The organism is Dulcicalothrix desertica PCC 7102, from assembly GCF_003991905.1.
GTDB classification, from domain to species: domain Bacteria; phylum Cyanobacteriota; class Cyanobacteriia; order Cyanobacteriales; family Nostocaceae; genus Dulcicalothrix; species Dulcicalothrix desertica.
In genome coordinates, this window is record NZ_RSCL01000023.1 from 120,690 (window position 1) to 138,263 (window position 17,574).

Annotated in this window: 16 protein-coding genes; 9 read left to right on the top strand and 7 right to left on the bottom strand. The window is 38.2% G+C overall.

All coding sequences use genetic code 11. The features are described 5' to 3' along the window. Positions 1-41: 41 nt before the first annotated feature. Positions 42-674: a hypothetical protein gene (locus DSM106972_RS37725; protein ID WP_127085495.1), complete on the bottom strand. Its 633-nt coding sequence runs from the start codon at positions 672-674 to the stop codon at positions 42-44. A 646-nt stretch (positions 675-1,320) separates the two neighbouring features. Between DSM106972_RS37725 and DSM106972_RS37730 the strand changes: the two genes are divergently transcribed. The 3 genes from DSM106972_RS37730 (at position 1,321) to DSM106972_RS37740 (ending at position 3,736) form a co-directional block, all read left to right on the top strand. Next, positions 1,321-1,971, top strand: a complete 651-nt coding sequence (locus DSM106972_RS37730; protein WP_127085496.1) for a peptidoglycan-binding domain-containing protein — start codon at positions 1,321-1,323, stop codon at positions 1,969-1,971. 367 nt (positions 1,972-2,338) lie between these two features. Further along, complete coding sequence (locus tag DSM106972_RS37735; RefSeq protein WP_127085497.1) at positions 2,339-2,944, top strand: YdcF family protein; 606 nt, start codon at positions 2,339-2,341, stop codon at positions 2,942-2,944. Positions 2,945-3,214: 270 nt separating this feature from the next. Then, positions 3,215-3,736 (top strand): PRC-barrel domain-containing protein, encoded by a 522-nt coding sequence (locus tag DSM106972_RS37740; RefSeq protein WP_127085498.1) that lies wholly within the window; start codon positions 3,215-3,217, stop codon positions 3,734-3,736. Between the two features lie 128 nt (positions 3,737-3,864). Here the strand turns inward: DSM106972_RS37740 and DSM106972_RS37745 are convergent, their stop codons facing one another. Both DSM106972_RS37745 and DSM106972_RS37750 read right to left on the bottom strand, forming a co-directional pair. Continuing rightward, positions 3,865-5,475: a mechanosensitive ion channel family protein gene (locus tag DSM106972_RS37745; protein ID WP_325052255.1), complete on the bottom strand. Its 1,611-nt coding sequence runs from the start codon at positions 5,473-5,475 to the stop codon at positions 3,865-3,867. 177 nt (positions 5,476-5,652) lie between these two features. Further along, positions 5,653-6,024: a response regulator gene (locus tag DSM106972_RS37750; RefSeq protein ID WP_127085500.1), complete on the bottom strand. Its 372-nt coding sequence runs from the start codon at positions 6,022-6,024 to the stop codon at positions 5,653-5,655. A gap of 263 nt (positions 6,025-6,287) precedes the next feature. On the opposite strand from DSM106972_RS37750, the gene DSM106972_RS37755 reads away from it, so the two are divergent. Then, entirely contained in the window at positions 6,288-8,294 is a 2,007-nt protein-coding gene (locus DSM106972_RS37755; protein ID WP_127085532.1) for an ATP-binding response regulator, read from the top strand. A gap of 123 nt (positions 8,295-8,417) precedes the next feature. Next, the gene (locus DSM106972_RS37760) at positions 8,418-10,256 is read left to right on the top strand and encodes a response regulator (protein WP_127085501.1); all 1,839 of its coding nucleotides are present in this window, start codon (positions 8,418-8,420) and stop codon (positions 10,254-10,256) included. Here DSM106972_RS37760 and DSM106972_RS37765 read toward each other — a convergent pair. From DSM106972_RS37765 to DSM106972_RS37775, 3 genes are read right to left on the bottom strand one after another with little or no spacing between them, the layout of a single operon-like run. Next, complete coding sequence (locus DSM106972_RS37765) at positions 10,235-10,870, bottom strand: cysteine dioxygenase family protein (protein WP_233787213.1); 636 nt, start codon at positions 10,868-10,870, stop codon at positions 10,235-10,237. The genes DSM106972_RS37760 and DSM106972_RS37765 overlap by 22 nt on opposite strands. Positions 10,871-10,877: 7 nt before the next feature. Continuing rightward, complete coding sequence (locus DSM106972_RS37770; protein ID WP_127085502.1) at positions 10,878-11,696, bottom strand: anti-sigma factor; 819 nt, start codon at positions 11,694-11,696, stop codon at positions 10,878-10,880. After that, positions 11,689-12,291 carry a sigma-70 family RNA polymerase sigma factor gene (locus DSM106972_RS37775; protein ID WP_127085503.1) on the bottom strand — a complete coding sequence of 201 codons (603 nt, stop codon included), beginning with the start codon at positions 12,289-12,291 and terminating at the stop codon, positions 11,689-11,691. Before DSM106972_RS37775 ends, DSM106972_RS37770 begins: the two co-directional genes overlap by 8 nt. A gap of 309 nt (positions 12,292-12,600) precedes the next feature. Here DSM106972_RS37775 and DSM106972_RS37780 point away from each other — a divergent pair, with 309 nt between their 5' ends. The 4 genes from DSM106972_RS37780 to DSM106972_RS52800 all read left to right on the top strand — a co-directional run bounded on the left by DSM106972_RS37780 (position 12,601) and on the right by DSM106972_RS52800 (position 16,166). Beyond that, on the top strand, positions 12,601-13,134 hold the full coding sequence (locus DSM106972_RS37780) for a TlpA family protein disulfide reductase (RefSeq protein WP_127085504.1): 534 nt from the start codon (positions 12,601-12,603) through the stop codon (positions 13,132-13,134). A gap of 32 nt (positions 13,135-13,166) precedes the next feature. After that, positions 13,167-14,015, top strand: a complete 849-nt coding sequence (locus DSM106972_RS37785) for a cytochrome c biogenesis CcdA family protein (protein ID WP_127085505.1) — start codon at positions 13,167-13,169, stop codon at positions 14,013-14,015. 28 nt (positions 14,016-14,043) lie between these two features. Further along, entirely contained in the window at positions 14,044-14,385 is a 342-nt protein-coding gene (locus tag DSM106972_RS37790; RefSeq protein ID WP_127085506.1) for a thioredoxin family protein, read from the top strand. Positions 14,386-14,636: 251 nt separating this feature from the next. After that, positions 14,637-16,166: a spondin domain-containing protein gene (locus tag DSM106972_RS52800; protein ID WP_201800840.1), complete on the top strand. Its 1,530-nt coding sequence runs from the start codon at positions 14,637-14,639 to the stop codon at positions 16,164-16,166. A gap of 211 nt (positions 16,167-16,377) precedes the next feature. Here DSM106972_RS52800 and DSM106972_RS37800 read toward each other — a convergent pair whose 3' ends face one another. Beyond that, on the bottom strand, positions 16,378-17,574 hold the full coding sequence (locus DSM106972_RS37800; RefSeq protein WP_127085507.1) for an HhoA/HhoB/HtrA family serine endopeptidase: 1,197 nt from the start codon (positions 17,572-17,574) through the stop codon (positions 16,378-16,380).

Below are 17,574 nucleotides of genomic sequence, written 5' to 3' on the forward strand. Positions count from 1 at the left end.
TGTAGAAGACAGCCTTTTGATATATGGTGACAAGTCAGGTACTAGTTTAAAAAAACTTGACCATCTTTCTGAATTCTCAGCACTCCTTGATTGTCATCAAAAGTTGTTGTTTCATCCAATAAAACTGCTAGCATTCCCTCAGAAGATGTAGGCATAACACGCAGTAATCCACCATCATCACGTACTACTGTAATAGTAACAGGCGTTGGTACATTTTTTAGGATATACTCTTCTCCACCTAAAAGAATTCTAGGTCTGGTATGTCCAATTGCTTGATAAGTTATGCGAGCATTGGTATTGTTTTTCAATTTTACATCTACCGTGCTTGCTGGTGTAATAGTAGCAATTGGATTTTGCCGACTTTCTGGGTAAGGTATTGGTTGACGATTAACAGGTAGACCTTGGGGTTTAACCAAAATTCTTGGTTGTACAACCGCTGATCCCCCTTGTCCTACTTGTCTATTAGTAAACGCATTTGGCGGACATCCATTAGGTACCAAAAGTTGATTGTTATATGGTTCTTCGTAGAAAATGCTGGGACAGGGGTTTACTTTGGAAGTTCTCTGCTGTGCTTGGGCAGTTTGAGTATATGCAAGCGCGCTCATAACCAAGCTTCCACAAATTATTCCTAATATCCGAATCTTTTTTGGGTGAGTTACAGACAGTTTATCCATAAGTATTAACTTCAACTTAAATTTTTGTTTAATTAGTTATAATTAAAACTAATTATTTCAACTTTATGTAATTAATTTGCATATTTTCAATGCAAATTAAATAGAGTAAGAGAATTGAGCGCTCAACTCATAAACCATAAATGGAGTTATGAAAACTACAGACTGTTGTTATAAGTTAAGATTAAACAATAATGGTGGAAAACTCGTGGATAATTGCAGATATTATAAAAATATATTACCAAAAGTACAACTTTAGAAATATTATGAGTATCTTCGCTATAAAAAATTGTAAGTTGTAAATCTAACCGATGGGTGACGTTGTAGTCGAATCATTAGCCTATAATATTTTATATATCGAAAGCAAAAAATCTAATAATCAGCTTTCAACAAGAGATATTTACAGATGTGTATCTAACACTGTCTAAAAATAATTCGCTTTTCTTAGGGACTTCCAAATAAAAAAATCTCCAATATCTTCTTGTGGAACGGGCATCCTGCCCGTTCATTTAAAGAAGGCGGGCAAGGATGCCCACCCCACAAGATGGAGAATTAAATTTTTGGAAGTCCCTTAGTCGAATCACAATATTAGCTCTGTTTGATATATAACGAATATCTCTGACTTTTTTATTTTTCAAAGGAGGAATCTATGAATAATAAATTTATTTCATCAAGTCTTAAGTTAATTGGGCTTGTTTCTGCAATGTCTTTAGCTGCTTTGCCCCTGAGTAGTAAACTAGCTTATGCACAAACTCCTTTAATTATAACTGTTGATGGTTATCTGAATGAATATTCGCCTTCTAATGCACCACTTCTAAGACGCGGTATCGTATCGTCAACTGTTCAAGATGTTCAAATTTTGTTGCGACGACTTGGATTTTACTATGGACCGATTGATGGTATTTACGGCGCCCAAACTGCTTCTGGAGTTATTACTTTTCAGCGTTCTAGAAATCTGATTGCAAATGGTGCAGTTGACTCGCGAACTTGGGAAGCGTTAATTAAAGCTGATAATCGCACATCTCCAACACCTGTTAGTAATTTAAACAAATACTCACCACAAACGGCGCCAGTATTACGTATTGGTAGTAGAGGACAAGCTGTGCGAGATATCCAAGGGTTTTTGAAACAGAAAGGATTTTACACTGGTGCTGTTGATGGCATTTACGGTAATGCTACCGCTACAGCAGTTGAAGCATTTCAACGACGTGATGCGCGCGTTGGAAATGACGGAATAGTTGGACAAAGCACTTGGGCTGCTATTATTAACGCTGCTGGCAATCCTCTTGCAATTAACTAATAAATAATTCAACCAAAAAAAGAGTGCATTTACCATACAATTCGGTAAAACAAGAGTAAAATCTGATTATTTTTGCTAACAAACAAAAGCAGGTAAAGGGGTTTAATATTTTTATAGCCCCTTTTATAGTTAATAAATAATAGGGCTTACGCAAATAAAGCTGGTTTCTAAGGTTTTGGCGCTCACCTACTTACTTGATATAATGACAATAATTAGATATAATTTTACTATTAGATGAAAAATAAACGTTTAAAATCAATGCTTGCTTATCTATGAGTTGAATTAATTACACCTGCATACGGTTTGATTACATAAGCAAGCATATTTATTCTTGTAGAAGATAGTAAAACTCGGTAATTCATAGCTTATGCTTATAAAATACTACATCAAACAACAATGCTCTGCGTTTGCTTTACTTGTTACTGCACTTGTCATTTTGCCTTCAGTAGTAGCCGCATTTAACATATATTTCTATAATACTAAAAACAAGCTAAAATCGGCTGATGCGGCAATTGTACTAGGAGCAGAAGTTTGGCAAGACGAACCATCTCCTGTTTTTAGAGAACGAATTAACCATGCAATCAATCTATATAACAAAGGCAAGGTTAGTAGTATAATTTTTACTGGTGGAATTGGCGAAGATAAAGATTTTGCAGAGGCAACCGTTGGTAAGCGTTATGCGATAGCGCACGGAGTCAAAGAATCAGATATTTTAATTGAAACTAAATCTCAAACAACTCTCCAAAACCTCAAAAATGCAAAAAAAGTTGCGTCGAGGCAAGATTTGTCTAAGTTTATCATTGTCAGCGACCCCTTGCATTTAAAACGAGCCACATTAATGGCACGAGATTTAGGTATGAATGCATATCCGTCTGCTACACCTACTACCCGCTACCAAAGTATGGAAAGTAAGCTGAAGTTTTTGGTACGAGAAACCTCTGCCTACTTTTTTTACTTGATGTCTAAAATTTAGTTATTCGCGCATTATAATTTGGGATGTAGCCAAATAAACAACCCAGCCGAGGCGCCTGTACTAAATTGTTACCCCTTGAGGTTGGGTAATAGATTTTGACAACAACACACTTAAACTGCTTACCAATGTATTTCCACCAGTTTTCCACTTTTAAGATATATCCTTAAACTTAAAGTAGTTTGGTTTGTTAAATAACCCTTACAAGTTACATTTTAACATCATTTCTCATAAAGTCTATAGTTATAATTTACAGATATTATAGGAGTAAAAATGGTTTTGTATAAATTAGATAAATACTATCCTGAATATCGCGACGAAACTTTAGCTTATTTTGATATCAAAGATTTTTATGTTTATGCCAATAATGAGTTAATCGGTTCTGTTACCAATATATTAATTGATGGAGATAATGGTCGTTTCCGTTATTTTGTCATTGATACGGGCTTTTGGATTTTCAGCATCAAAGTATTGTTGCCTGTAGGTTTGGCAAGTGTAGACTATGACTATAAACGCTTATTTGTTCCAGGATTGAGACAAGAGCAAATTGATAATTTACCTGAATTTAAAGAGAATTTTGTAATTGATAATGATTATGAGGAGCGAGTCAGAGATGTTTATCGTCCGTTAGTAACAATCACTGATTTAAGTGCCTTTTATAACGCTTCTACTTATAATTATACGCTGGAGCCTTATTTTTATGAAGTGAGCGACCGTAATCTCAAAATGTACGAGGAAAAATTGATGAGTAGAAAAAATAGTCATCAAGTAACTCACATCTTACACCAGGCTTAGAAACCGCGTAAAGAAGCCCGGTTTCTTTTGGCTTGTTGAGAATGCTGCATTCCGGTGAGGTAATAAAAACATTAATACAATAGTCTACCATTCGCTCTTTTGTATCCTTAAAGGAAAAGGGGTTAGGTTTATTCGTCTTTCTTTTTATGATTTAATAATGAATTGCTAGAACCATTAAAACTATCACTCTGTGCTTGTTTATTCAATAAAGAAGCTAAAATAGCGGAAATTTTCAATAAAGAATCTTCTAACTTAGGTGAAAGTTCTAAAGGTAAACTTCCTGAATTGAGATGAAGCGAACGTTGAGGAAAAGGAATTAGAATTTTATCGCGTCGGAAATTTTCATCTATTTGAAAGTAGAGGTCACTTTTTATTTGAAATTGCCTTCGAGGTTTAGATATCCAAACTAGTAACTGAAAATCTAAATAATCCTCACCAAATGCTTTGACCCAAACCTTTGGTGCTGGTTTGTGTAAAACTTCCGAATGACTTTTTGCTGCTTCTAGTAATGCAGAACGAACTTGATTCATATTTGAACCATAACCTACACGGATAGGTAACACCAGTCGAGATGCTTGGTTATGACTATTCCAATTTTTAACTTCTTTTTCTAACAGGCGAGAATTTGGCACAATTACCAAAATATCATCAAGGGTGCGAATATGGGTGCTACGAGCATTCAAACGCTCTACTGTTCCCATATGTTCGCCAATATCTATAAAATCTCCAACAGTGATTGAGCGTTCAAAAGTAATGACTAAACCACTTACTAATTCTCTGGCAACTCCCTGTAATCCAAAACCAATTGCAACACCCAGAATACTGGCAAAAATAGCTAGAGAACTGATATCTAAGCCCCAAATTTGCAACAGGATAACAGTACCAATAAATATAAAACTATAATTGAAAATAACTGCAATAGATTCTTGAACACCTCTACTAACGCTCGTAATTCGTAAAATGCGCGAGCGCAGTAAGTTTGTCACTGCTCCTGCAACACCCAGTAATCCAAAAAATAAACCAATTAAAATAAGTATATTGATGACTGAGTAAGATTTAGTACCTAAAGAAACTAGGGGAGATGTTAAACTCATCTCTAGGATGCTTATTATGCGCTGACTCCACTCTCGTGTTAATGGAAGTAAGTCTGTAATGTAAATAATTATTCCTACCCATAACCCTGTACGAATTAAGAAAAGTGTCAAGTACAAAAGCAATTCTATACCCTTCGGTTGCGCTCCTGTTTCGGGGTCGTTAGCAGCTCTTGGCACTAGCCTTCGTAACCAATATCGCCAAACCCAGCCTAGAAGTTTATGTATAAATAATGCACTTAATATTGATAAGAAACCAAGTAATATTGCCTGAGTTATATAACTAGCCTTTCGTTCTTCTTGACCTTGCTGTATTGCCTCAGTAATTATTTGTGCCCAAATTCTCGCTTGTTCTTCTCTCGTTCTACCAGTTGGTATATCTTGTGAGGTAACAGTTAATAAGTGGCGCCCTTGAACTCTAATAACTGGTAATTGGTTATTTTGTATAATCTCAATTTTTACAGGTTCTCTCGAACGAACCGCCTGCTTCAAAATTAAATTGGCATCGGTAGCACGATTTTCTGCACTAACTTGACCTGTATCACTAACTTTAAATAACTGGCGCCCATCAAGTGTAATAGGAAAATTTTGTAAGGATTGCGCTTGTACAGGCATTACTAGCAGAAAACATCCTAATATTACTATCAAACAAATTCTTCTGATAGTAGAATGAATCTGAGAATGATTACAACGCATATAGCAATAATGTGTTACTAAAAAAAGCTACTCATTTAAATATTAACAAAAGTTAAAATTTTATATATCTACCAAAAAGGGGTATTTTTATGTATACTAATTGCTACTTTGGTTATAGATGTACACAGTTTATACCAAAGCTGCTTCTACTTGAGCGGCTAGTTTCTGAGAATTAAAGGGTTTACTAATTATACCTTTAATGCCCAGTGTGATAAACAAACCTTGTCTAGCAGTGCGTCCTCTAGCTGTTAGTAGAATCACAGGAATATGCTTAGTTATTGGATTTTCTTGTAGCTTTTGAAACGTGACTGTTCCGTCCATATCAGGCATCATTACATCTAAGAGGATGGCATCGGGTTGAGCAGTTTGAGCTAAAAGCAGTCCTTCACTACCACTCTTAGCAGTCAAAACTTGCCAACCCCCCATAATCTCCAAACAGGTCTGGATTAATTTACGGATGTCCGAGTCATCATCAATAACTAAAATTTGCTTGGCTGTCATCGTTCTATAATTTTGCTATGGCTCTGCAATTATTACTACCTATATAATAAAATATAGTCTGATTGTAATTGCTATACTACTTTTCCTAATATGACTTTAAACTTCAAAAGTGGAAAACTCGTGTAGAAAAGAATTTTCGCGCTCAAATCAGAAATGTGGCACTTTCAGACGATGGGAGGAAGCTATTTTTATATGTAGACAAGATAATAGCTCTGTCATTGTCTACTGTCGTAAAGATACCCGAAAGCACCCAACCCAAAAAAATGCAAAAGATAAAGCGCTTTCTGCTCAAAAGTTATATCGTTGCTGTAATAGCGGTTATATCGGCTCTACTGCTTACCAGGCTACTATGGCAGGTGTATGATTTGACAATTTACCCATTATTTTTGGCTGCTGTCATGGTTAGTTCATCGTATGGTGGCTTTAAACCAGGGTTGCTGGCAACTGTTTTATCTACATTAGTCTGCGCTTATTTCTTTTTACCTCCGATTTCTTTTATATCCATTAACGATAATAGTTTAGTAGGTTTAGTTCAGTTTATGCTAGCTTCATTGCTAATTTGCGTGCTAAATTCAAGGCTACGGCAAGCCCAAGCACAAGCTCAAATTAATGCACTTTCTTCACAGCAAAATTACGAACGCTTGCTTTTAAGCCAAGAAAATTTGCGCGCCTCGGAAGAACGCTACCGTTTGTTTGTTGAAGGAGTTAGAGAATACGCTATTTTTATGGTGGATGTAAACGGTTTGGTGACTGATTGGAACAAAGGGGCAGAAAGAATTTTAGGGTATAAAGAAGCGGAAATAATTGGTCAGCATTTTTCGTGTATTTTTATACCTGAAGATATTGAGCGAGGTAGACCCAAATTAGCACTGAATACTGCTGCAACCAATGGCATGTCTAGGGATGATCGTTGGCATCTTTGTAAAGATGGCACTAGGTTTTGGGCGAATGGTGTTATTATTCCTTTAAGAGATGAAATAAGAGGTAATAGACTACATGGTTTTGCAAAAATTCTGCAAGACTTAACGGAACGTAAGCAAGCAGAGGAAGAACGTGAGCAACTATTATTGCGTGAACAAGCCGCGCGCGCGGAGGCAGAAGCCGCAAATCGTTCTAAAGATGATTTCTTAGCTATAGTTTCTCATGAATTACGCACCCCAATGACCTCAATAGTCGGATGGGCTGGGATGTTGCAAACAGGTATGCTCGATGATTCCCAGATGAAAGAGGCACTTGAGACGTTAGAACGTAATGCTAACTCGCAATTGCAGCTAATCGAAGACCTTTTGGATATTTCACGTATTGTTCGGGGAGACCTTTCGCTATCTTTTGCAAGCATTGATTTGGTTGCGGTTATTAATGCAGCGATTGAAATTGTACAACATAAAGCTGATGCTAAATCTATTAAACTTAAATTTATTTTAGATACTTCACAAGAGGTTATTTGGGGTGACTTTGAGCGATTACAACAAGTTGTGTGTAATTTACTTTCTAACGCAATCAAGTTTACACCCAACGGTGGACGAGTTAAAATACGGTTGTTAGTAGAACCCCTTCCTCAAATTCAAGTCAGCGACACTGGTATTGGTATAAACCCTGAATTTATGCCGTATATTTTTGAACGTTTCCGTCAAGCAGATAATACAAGTACAAGGTCAAACAAAGGGTTAGGTTTAGGGTTGGCTATCGCGCGTCATATAGTAGAACTACATGGTGGTAGTATCGAAGCAGAGAGTCGAGGAGTAGGGCGAGGGGCGACATTTACAGTTAAACTGCCAATTAGAACAAATGATGACGCAGAAAATACTCAAGTTAGTAGTACTCTATTACAACCATCGGCGCCTATTGAAGATGCAATATCATCAAATAATTCTTTAAGGTTAGAGGGGTTGCGTGTCTTAGTTGTAGATGACGAAGCGGATACACTACAGTGGATTACTGTAGTGCTTACTCAGTGTGGAGCAGAAGTCTTTGCTGCCAACTCAACTGCTAAAGCCTTGGATGCTCTCGATCAATTAAGACCAGATGTATTAGTAAGTGATATCGGAATGCCAGATGAAGATGGTTACGCTTTAATGCGTAAAATTAGAGAGCTTGAACCTGATATGGGCGGACGCATTCCCGCTGTGGCACTAACGGGCTATGCTAGAGTTGAGGATTATAAAGAAGCTTTGTTAGCAGGTTTTCAGCTACACGTAGCTAAACCAGTTAGGGCAACCGAGTTAATAGCTGTTGTCGCTAGCCTAGGACAAATGTCTGGCAAACTTTAATTTAATACTTTTGGCATATACCTTTTTCCTTACATTGATAGATGTAGAGTCAATATAAAAAATAAGATTAATAGAAAAGCATTGATATAGCGTTGAGGATGCTTTCAAAAGCAAGTCTTTTGTATGAAAATTTTGATAGTTGAAGATGATAATTCGCTTGCTCAAGCTATTGCAGCGGTTCTTACCAAGCTACATTATGTAGTTGATATTGCTTCGGATGGTCAAGATGGTTGGGAGTTAGCGATAGCTTGTAATTATGACTTAATTTTACTAGATGTATTATTACCAAAGTTTGATGGCATCAGCATTTGTCGGCAATTACGTCAAGAGGGTTATCAAATGCCTATTTTGCTTTTAACATCACTTGATACTAAAAGTGACAAGGTAATTGGTTTAGATGCAGGAGCAGATGATTATGTCGTCAAACCTTTCGACTTTCAGGAGTTAACAGCGCGCATTCGTGCTTTAGGGCGCCGAGGCAGTTCTTTTTTACCTCCTATTTTAGAATGGGGAAGTTTGCATCTTGACCCTAGTAGTTGTGAGGTAACTTATGCAAATGAAGTGCTACATTTAACAGCAAAAGAGTTCAGTATATTAAAGCTTTTTTTACGTAATAGCCAGCGCATCTTCAACCGAGGTGCAATTATAGACAACCTTTGGGGCGCCGAAAAAGACCCACCAGAGGAAGACACGATTAAATCTCATATCAAAAGTTTACGGCGAAAAGTCAAAGCAGCAGGCGGCGATTATAATTTTATTGAAACAGTTTACGGAATGGGTTATCGTCTAAAGCCTTTACCTGAAGAGAAAAGTACTGACAGTGAGTCAAATTCAGAACTTACGAAAGTATTGTTGGCAGAAATTGCACTTCAGCAAAAAGCCTTTAAAGCTAAAGTTGGAGAGCGCATTGCTGTGTTAAAGCAACTAACACATGCAATTTGTGAAGGTGATTTTGACAAACATATATGGCAAGATGCTTCACAAGAAGCTCATAAGCTAGTTGGTTCGTTAGGTAGTTTCGGTTTCGCGCGCGCTTCGCAAATCGCTGAAAAAATAGATAATATGTTTCAAGATGTGGCGCCAATTAACCAAGCACAGTCATTACACCTATACAAGCTAGTGGTGGACTTGCAACACGAGTTAGAGCAACCTGATATCCAAACAAGTAATGAACTTCTCTCGAACAAGCCAACTCAAGATGTACTTTTAGTAATAAGCGACTCGGAACAAATAGCCCAGCAGTTGGTAGAAGCTGCAACTGGGGTAGTCGCTGTAAATATTGTTGCTACTAGCTCCATTGCTAAAAGCGGAGTAATATCTGCAAACGCTGATGTAGTAATTATCGACCTTGATTCAGATTATGGTATAAGAGATAGCCTGAAACTAGTAACAGAATTTTCCAACCGCACACCACCAGTACCAGCGCTAGTTTTTACTAACAGCAATAATTTTGATGACCGCATAGAAGTAGCGCGCGCTGGTGGACGTGGTTTTTTACACAAGTCAATGTCGAACGAACAAATATTACACCATGTTACTAAAGTGCTGCAAACTGTTCATATGCCGTCAGCCAAAGTCATGATTGTAAATAATGACTCAAATGTACTAAATACAATTAAAAACTTATTAGAACCAAGGGGAATAAAGCTAAAAACTCTCCAAGACCCTCGCCAGTTTTGGGATACCTTGACAGAATTTTTACCTGATGTACTCATCTTAGGTTTAAAAATGCCTTATATAGATGGAACTGAACTTTGCCAAGTAGTGCGTAATGACCCTTATTTTTGCTCACTGCCTATAATCTTTTTTACTGATATCCCACAAGTAGATATTTCAATGCAGTTATTTAATAAAGGCGCCGATGATTGTATTACTGAGCCTATTCAAGAATCAGAATTACTTACTTGCATTTTTAACAGATTTAGGACGAACCTATATTATCAAAAGTTTTTAACACTATGATTGATAGTGTCGAATTCAAAACGTTCGTGATATGCCGTAACTCCGTAAAGATTAAATGTAATAATTGGCTCTTGACCTAACGCTTCAATACTGTGGATAGCATCGGGTGTAAAAGCAATAATATCACCCGGAACCAAAATTTTCTCACCAATATATTTGATTCCTGATAGATTTTCTGGGGTCGAAGAACGGCGCCAAAACTGATTTTTTTCTTGCCCACTGACAATAGCTACAATTCCCCAAGTTGCGTGGTTATGAATGGGAGAAACATGACCAGGTAGCCAAGCAACCATTTGTACTGTGAGAGGAAATTCATACTCATCATATAGAAATTGCACAGACCAACCTGGGTCAGTTGGTGGTTCTGTAAACTCCATTTGCAGCCAATAGGAACTAGCAAGCAACTTCCGTACCAGTGGTATAATCGCCTGGATACGAAGAGAATCATCGGTGATAGTATCAAGAATATCCTCCAGTTCCGTAAGAAATCGGTATAGGCGATAAGGTTTTTCTGGTAAAGCGAGTTCCTCAAGGTTAAGGGCAACGCAGTCACCACCATCTGTTACTAGCCAGTCTTGACACTCAGTACAGTCATTTTTTTCTGTGAACATCATAAATCTACTAAATCTGTGAGCTTTGCATTACCACTGTTCCTGTCGGACGAGGAACGTTTGCATCTGTTTCCAAGGTGACAATTAACCCAGAAAATTGTGGGTGACTGAATTCGTTATACATTTGATTTGTAAATGGTAACTCATAAGAGGCAGTTCCCCAGGAATAAGGTGCAACTTGACCACAGGGTAACTTTTGGTCAGCCACAATTGTCCATAGTAAATAAACATATCCAGGGGGTGGAGCGGGAAGATTTTGGAAAACCATCACCGCTTTCTGTTTTTGAGGATTTATAACTATACTTCCCGAACTGTTTTTTGTGGAATTGACCGCTTGAAAGGTAAATAATCGTGTTTGTGAATTTTGCAGCAGACTTTTAACCTCTTGAGCTTGGGCAAAATCGTGGCGTAATTTTTGGTTGTCTGTAGCGGCAACACTTAGACTTTGGCGCAATCTATAGTTATCAACTCCCAGAATTACTATAAACAATGCGGCGATACTACCAGCAATTTTTGTCCATCTTTGAGATATTCCTGCTCTTCTTAAGTTGTCAGTTTGCTTAATTTGAATATTATTTACATTTACTTGGTAAGTCTCGGCTTCAGCTTGAGAAAGAATTTTCGGTAACAAGTCAGCTGGTGCTTCTACCTCAGTAAAGCCATCTAATACTTGTCGTAGTACTTCTTGCAAATCGTCAATTTCCGCAATTAGTTCTGGATGCTCATCAAGTAACAGACGAAATTCCTCAGCTTCTTCCGGGGTGAGGTCATCAACAACAAATCCTGCTGCCAAGTTTTTTATATGTTCGGAATCGAAAGATTTATTCATATATTAATATATCTACATCAAGTAAAATCCCTTTTAGTTTTAATAATCCTTGACGAGTGCAGGTTTTAACTGTACCGAGGGGAATATCGAGTTGTTTGGCTATTTCCGATTGGCTTAATCCTTGGTTATAAGCTAGTTCGATTACCTGGCGTTGTTTTTCTGAGAGTTGCTGCAAAGCATGACTAATTCGTTGCGCTCGCTCGGCAAAACTCGCCTGTTCGACGGGTGTTGGTTCTGGTGTTACGTCATTACTCATTGTTTGCATTTTTTCCACAAGTTTGAGTTGCCTACTTCGAGCGCGAATTTTATCAATTGCGCGCGTTCGCGTTATCGTCACCAAATAGCGCACAAAAAAGCGACAATCAGGATTAGTAGATGCTTTGCGCCACAACGTGAGAAAAATTTCCTGGGTTAAATCTTCGGCTTCTTGGGAGTTACCTAGAATTTTTAGTGCTAATCCATACACCAGGCGCCCATGACGCTGGAACAAAACGCTTAATGCCGCAGCATCACCATTTTTAAGCGCCACAAACAAAGCTTCATCGGTAACATCGGAAGCTAAGAACAAATTTGACTGAGGTAGTTTAGGCTCCATGCTATTTTTAAACCATGTCTAAACTGATACAGTCACAAGTTAAGGGTAAATTGTGTACCATCACCTCTCTCCATAACGCGCGCTAAGAGACATTACCTCTTAAGGGTGTCATCTACATTTATATGACGACTGGTGCTATGGAATTGGATTGGATGATCAATGTGCTTTTCTGCGCGTTTGAATTTATTTAAATCCAATTTTGATGGTCAGTCGTCTTAGTCAATAGATGCAACACAATTCACAATTTGAGTTGAAGAGCGAAGACTGTGCCGACATCGTGTAATACAAGCTTGAGGATAAGAAGAAATCATGTACAAACATACCAAATTTTTGCTTAGTCTACTGTGTTTAAGCAGCCTAGTTTTGACGGTATCATGCGGCGCCGCGAAATCAGATAATGTTGGGCAAAATCAAGCATCATCAGCTAAAGAAGTAGCTCAGGCAGATCCCTGTGCAGGTAAAAACCCCTGTGCTGGTAAATTAACCTCTGTCGGAGGACCCTTAGCAAAAGAACTTCAAGGTAAACCAGTTGTAGTAGATGTCTTCGCTACCTGGTGTGCTGGCTGTAAAAATATTGCTCCCACATTGTCGCAGTTGAAACAAGAATATTCTGGCAAAGTCAACTTTGTAGTCTTGGATGTCACTGACAAAGCCAAAGTGAAAGAAACAGAGGTGATGGCAGAAAAGCTTGGTCTAAGTAAATTCCTAGAAGCTAACAAGAGTAAAACCAGCACAGTAGCCATCGTTGACCCGGCGACTGGCAAAATTTTAACGATGTTCAAAAATAATCCTAATAAGGCTGACTATACCAAAATACTCGACACTGCTCTAGCACAAAATTAGTCTTTATCTTTTCATCGCTTCAGGAGAATTTCATGAAACCAATACCCCAATCCTCAACTAAACAAACCACTTACCGGCGTTTTAAAATCTCAAAAAAATGGCTATTTTACAGTGGATTGGGATTACTATCATTGATTCTGGTTCTCACCCTTGCATCTGTAATTAGTCATCCAATTGAACGGGTAATTTCGATTGTCGAAAACCGCTATCAACGATGGTTTGACCAGCAGGATACAGCTAATCCTTTTGTGTTGTTACCATTGGCATTTGCTGGTGGCGCCATCGCAAGTGTATCTCCTTGTATTCTGGCACTTTTACCTGTTAACCTCAGTTATATCGGCACACTGAATATTAAATCCCGTTGGGATGCTGTTACTAAAGCTGGTTTATTTGTTCTAGGAGCAGTGACAATTTTAAGTCTGTTTGGCTTAGTTTCTTCATTTGCTGGGGCAGTAATGGTGGAGTACCGAGGCTATATCAATATAGTAGTGGGCTTAATTATGACTGTGATGGGTTTGTGGTTGATGGGAATAGTAAACATCCCCTTACCGCAGATGAATGTCAATCTTCCTAAAGCAGGGCCTTATGGAGTTGGTTTAACTTTTGCTTTGGTGAGTTCCCCCTGTGCAAGTCCAGTTTTATTCGCGGTACTAGCATCAGCTGCTGCAACTGGTTCCCAGATATTAGGTACTCTAACGATGGTTAGTTATGCTTTGGGTTATACGCTGTTAATTTTTCTGGCAAGTTTATTTACGGGACTAGCAAAACAAAGCAATAAGCTGCTGAAACATTCCGAGGGAATTATCCGCTTTGGTAGCGTAGCTCTGATTTTGACTGGGGGTTATTACCTACTTTCTGGGACTCGATGGTTTTTTGGATGATTTTAGATTTTGGATTGAGGAGATAAATATGCCAGATACTTTTTCTGTTGAGCAAACTTTCTTTGCTGGAAAAGCAGCTTTCGATTGGTTGATACATGAATCAGATCGATTAATCATTGTCAAATTTGTCGCACCTTATTGCCCTTCTTGCAAAACTCTCCAACCTGTACTTCACCAAATCGCTAATGATAATACAGGTAAATTACATCTGGTTGAACTGGATATGGCTGAAGAACCAGAACTGGCAATCAACTTTGAAGTCCGAAGTGCGCCAACAGTGGTATTACTAAAACAACAGCAAAAAATCGGACAAATTGTAGGTTTAAAGCCGAAAAAAGAGTACACAGGAATGATTCAATCCGCATTATAAGAATGGTGCGTGAAAGCAGCTATATTTTACGAGTCTAATGCTTTAGCACAAAATTAGTCTTTTTCTTCATCGTCAAACAGATTGAACTGATGGTAGTTAGCTTTTAATATTCATTTCTCAGCAAATTCTTATTTAGCTATCAACCAATTTTAATACTTATCAGTAATATTAAGGTGTACTTGGCTGATACGAGAATATTTTAATACTCGATAAAGCTATAAGTTTTGATATCAAAATTTAAGGCAGTATTTATGGAATCAACAAAAATTATCATCAGTGTTGAAAATCTAGCTCCCCAAAATGGGACTTTAGTAACACCACTATGGTTTGGCTTTCATGATGGCAACTTTGATATCTACGACAGGGGTAGACCAGTTTCTCCAGGGCTAGAAAGTGTTGCAGAAGATGGTGCGACAAATCTGATTTCCCAAGAATTTGACCTGTCTGGATTTGGTTCTGTCCAAGGTACTATTCCTGGTTTAGCTGTGACACCAGGTCCGATTGACTCAGGGGAAATAGCACAAACAACAATTACACTCAATGGAAGTGACCTTAACAGTCGTTACTTTAGCTACGCAGCAATGCTGATCCCTAGTAATGACTTCTTTATTGCCAATGGAAATGAGCGCCAAAATCGCATTTTTGACGATTTCGGTAATTTTCTTGGGGTTGATTTCACCCTTTTAGGTAGGCAAGTCCTAGATGCTGGTTCAGAAGTGAATGATGAAATTCCCGCTAATACTGCCTTTTTTGGGCAGCAAAATCCTAACACTGGCGCCAGTGAAAATAGTGTTGTGCAAATAGCTAAAGGCTTTATTCCCGGTGGAGCAATTTTGAGCGACCCTAGATTTAGCAATGCTGACTTTACAAATCCAGGTTATCAGGTAGCGCGAATTCGAGTTTTAGCTGATGCTAGCGGTGGACAAAATACCTTTGCAGTCGAACCTGGTAGTACCGTTAACATTGCTAACTTTGGTGGTGTGGGCAGAGGAGCGAATTCAACACCAGAAGCAATTGCGGAAGCGGACATCTTGAAATTTGCAGGAGATGGTCTAACTGCCGAAAATCTAATTTTGCTACAAAATGGCAAAGACTTAGAAATTTCCTTCGACGGTGTTGCAAATACAAAAGTAGTTCTTGCTGACTTTGCAATTGAGAATTTTGATAATTTAAATAACGGTATCGGTAATGTTTTATTTAATGGTGATACCTCGATTCAAGATAGCTTTGATGTAATTAATGTTGATGCAAATCCAGACAGAGTTGCTCGTCCCAATACAGTAACGTTTCTAAATGGTTTCGATAATCAAGTACGCGGTTTTAATAATTCCGATGATGTCATTAATGGTCAGCGTGGGAATGATACTCTGTGGGGACTTAGTGGTAATGACATTCTCCGGGGTGGGCTTGGTGATGATACTCTTTACGGTGGTAGGGGTGCAGATACTCTAACAGGTGGATTGGGTAACGATACTTTATATTTAGGTAGAGATTTTCAACAAGATACTGTAATTTATCGTAATGGTGGTGGTACAGATGTTGTCTCTGAATTCCGTCGTGGTAGAAATGGAGATTTACTCAGTTTTGAAGGCATTTCTGTGATTGATGTTGTGTCGAGTGGTAGTAGTACTTCCTTCCGCTTGAGTGATGGAATTACAGGAAATAGTGGTTTTGGTTCTGGAGAGTTATTGCTGACACTTCAAAGAACAACTGGTTTTAATTTCAATAATATTGGTTTAAATTTGGCTGGCACTAACACTAGTCAGTTATTATTTGCATAAATGGTTTACAGAAAAACGTCTTACAAAGATTTAGAGGGTGTTTCAAAAGTATCGGTCTCTTATTTAAAGACCGATGAATGAATATGGAAAAATTGGACAGCCTATCAGCCAGTCAGCCTTGTAGCACCCATAACTGACGGAAATAAGGCTGCCCAATTTTTAGTAATTGAAGTAGAGAGTGAAGTCGGATTTAAGGGAATGTAATCACAAGTTATTGATTATTAGTTGGAGATGGTAGCGGTTGAGGTTGGACTGTAAATTCTAAATTTTGTCCATTGCGTAGTACTTGAATTTGTAAGTTGTTATTTAAACCATTCTTTTCTACTGCTTGCTGAATTTGCTCTGCATTATTTACGGGTTGATTGTTGATTTGCTGTATCACATCTCCTGCGCGTATTCCAACTCTGGCAGCAGGAGAACCGGGAACAACGCGAACTACAAGAATTCCTTGGTCTGCCACAATGCGAATATTACTATTTGGATAATTATTTATCTTTTGCTTAACTTCGGGTGTCAAAGTAAGTGTTTGAACACCTAAGTAAGGGTATTCAACTTTACCCTCTGTAATTAATTGTTGGGCTATACGTTGTGCTGTATCTATAGGAATTGCAAAACCGATACCTTGGGGGCCTTGAATAATAGCAGTATTTACACCTATGACTTGACCGCGAGCATTTAAAAGTGGTCCACCTGAATTTCCCGGATTAATTGCCGCATCAGCTTGAATATAATTACTTGGTCGAGTCGAAAGATTTAAAGAGCGTTCAATTGCACTAATCACACCTACTGTTACTGTTTGTTGCAAACCCAAGGGATTACCAATTGCAACTGCCCATTGTCCTGGTTTAATAGAATCAGAACTTGCTACTTCCACTGTTGGAAAATTATTACCTTCTATTTGCACAACTGCTACATCACTTACAGGGTCTTTCCCCAAAACTTTTCCTTCATAGGTACGACCGCTAGAAAATGTTACCGTTACTCTATCCGCATCGCTAACTACGTGGGCGTTAGTCAGTATTTGACCGTTAGGGTTGATGACAAAACCAGAACCAAGTCCTCGCACAACTCTTTCAGTAGGTTGTGTTGGTACTGCTTCACCAAAAAACCGCTCAAAGAACGGGTTGTCAAATGTACCCGGTAATTGAGGCGCCTCAGTTCTAACTGTTCTCTGGGTGTTAATTTGAACAACTGCTGGTTCTACCTTTTCGACAACTGCGACTACAAAATTATCGTCTTCTTGTGTCGGCGCCAAAGGACGATTAGCTTGATTTTGCGTTTCTGCAACTGTTGGTATTGGAGAAGTTGTAGGTAAAGAAGTTTGCCTGGATAAGTCTCTTGAACAGCTACTTAAAAGTCCCACTGTTACGGGAATTAGCATCAGGTAACTTGTTCTTTTTATCTTCAT

What these genes read in the sequence shown, in the direction of transcription:
- DSM106972_RS37725 (WP_127085495.1), bottom strand. Translation starts at nt 674, where the DNA reads ATGGATAAACTGTCTGTAACTCACCCAAAAAAGATTCGGATATTAGGA.
- DSM106972_RS37730 (WP_127085496.1), top strand. Translation starts at nt 1,321, where the DNA reads ATGAATAATAAATTTATTTCATCAAGTCTTAAGTTAATTGGGCTTGTT.
- DSM106972_RS37735 (WP_127085497.1), top strand. Translation starts at nt 2,339, where the DNA reads ATGCTTATAAAATACTACATCAAACAACAATGCTCTGCGTTTGCTTTA.
- DSM106972_RS37740 (WP_127085498.1), top strand. Translation starts at nt 3,215, where the DNA reads ATGGTTTTGTATAAATTAGATAAATACTATCCTGAATATCGCGACGAA.
- DSM106972_RS37750 (WP_127085500.1), bottom strand. Translation starts at nt 6,024, where the DNA reads ATGACAGCCAAGCAAATTTTAGTTATTGATGATGACTCGGACATCCGT.
- DSM106972_RS37755 (WP_127085532.1), top strand. Translation starts at nt 6,288, where the DNA reads ATGCAAAAGATAAAGCGCTTTCTGCTCAAAAGTTATATCGTTGCTGTA.
- DSM106972_RS37760 (WP_127085501.1), top strand. Translation starts at nt 8,418, where the DNA reads ATGAAAATTTTGATAGTTGAAGATGATAATTCGCTTGCTCAAGCTATT.
- DSM106972_RS37765 (WP_233787213.1), bottom strand. Translation starts at nt 10,870, where the DNA reads ATGATGTTCACAGAAAAAAATGACTGTACTGAGTGTCAAGACTGGCTA.
- DSM106972_RS37770 (WP_127085502.1), bottom strand. Translation starts at nt 11,696, where the DNA reads ATGAATAAATCTTTCGATTCCGAACATATAAAAAACTTGGCAGCAGGA.
- DSM106972_RS37775 (WP_127085503.1), bottom strand. Translation starts at nt 12,291, where the DNA reads ATGGAGCCTAAACTACCTCAGTCAAATTTGTTCTTAGCTTCCGATGTT.
- DSM106972_RS37780 (WP_127085504.1), top strand. Translation starts at nt 12,601, where the DNA reads ATGTACAAACATACCAAATTTTTGCTTAGTCTACTGTGTTTAAGCAGC.
- DSM106972_RS37785 (WP_127085505.1), top strand. Translation starts at nt 13,167, where the DNA reads ATGAAACCAATACCCCAATCCTCAACTAAACAAACCACTTACCGGCGT.
- DSM106972_RS37790 (WP_127085506.1), top strand. Translation starts at nt 14,044, where the DNA reads ATGCCAGATACTTTTTCTGTTGAGCAAACTTTCTTTGCTGGAAAAGCA.
- DSM106972_RS52800 (WP_201800840.1), top strand. Translation starts at nt 14,637, where the DNA reads ATGGAATCAACAAAAATTATCATCAGTGTTGAAAATCTAGCTCCCCAA.
- DSM106972_RS37800 (WP_127085507.1), bottom strand. Translation starts at nt 17,574, where the DNA reads ATGAAGATAAAAAGAACAAGTTACCTGATGCTAATTCCCGTAACAGTG.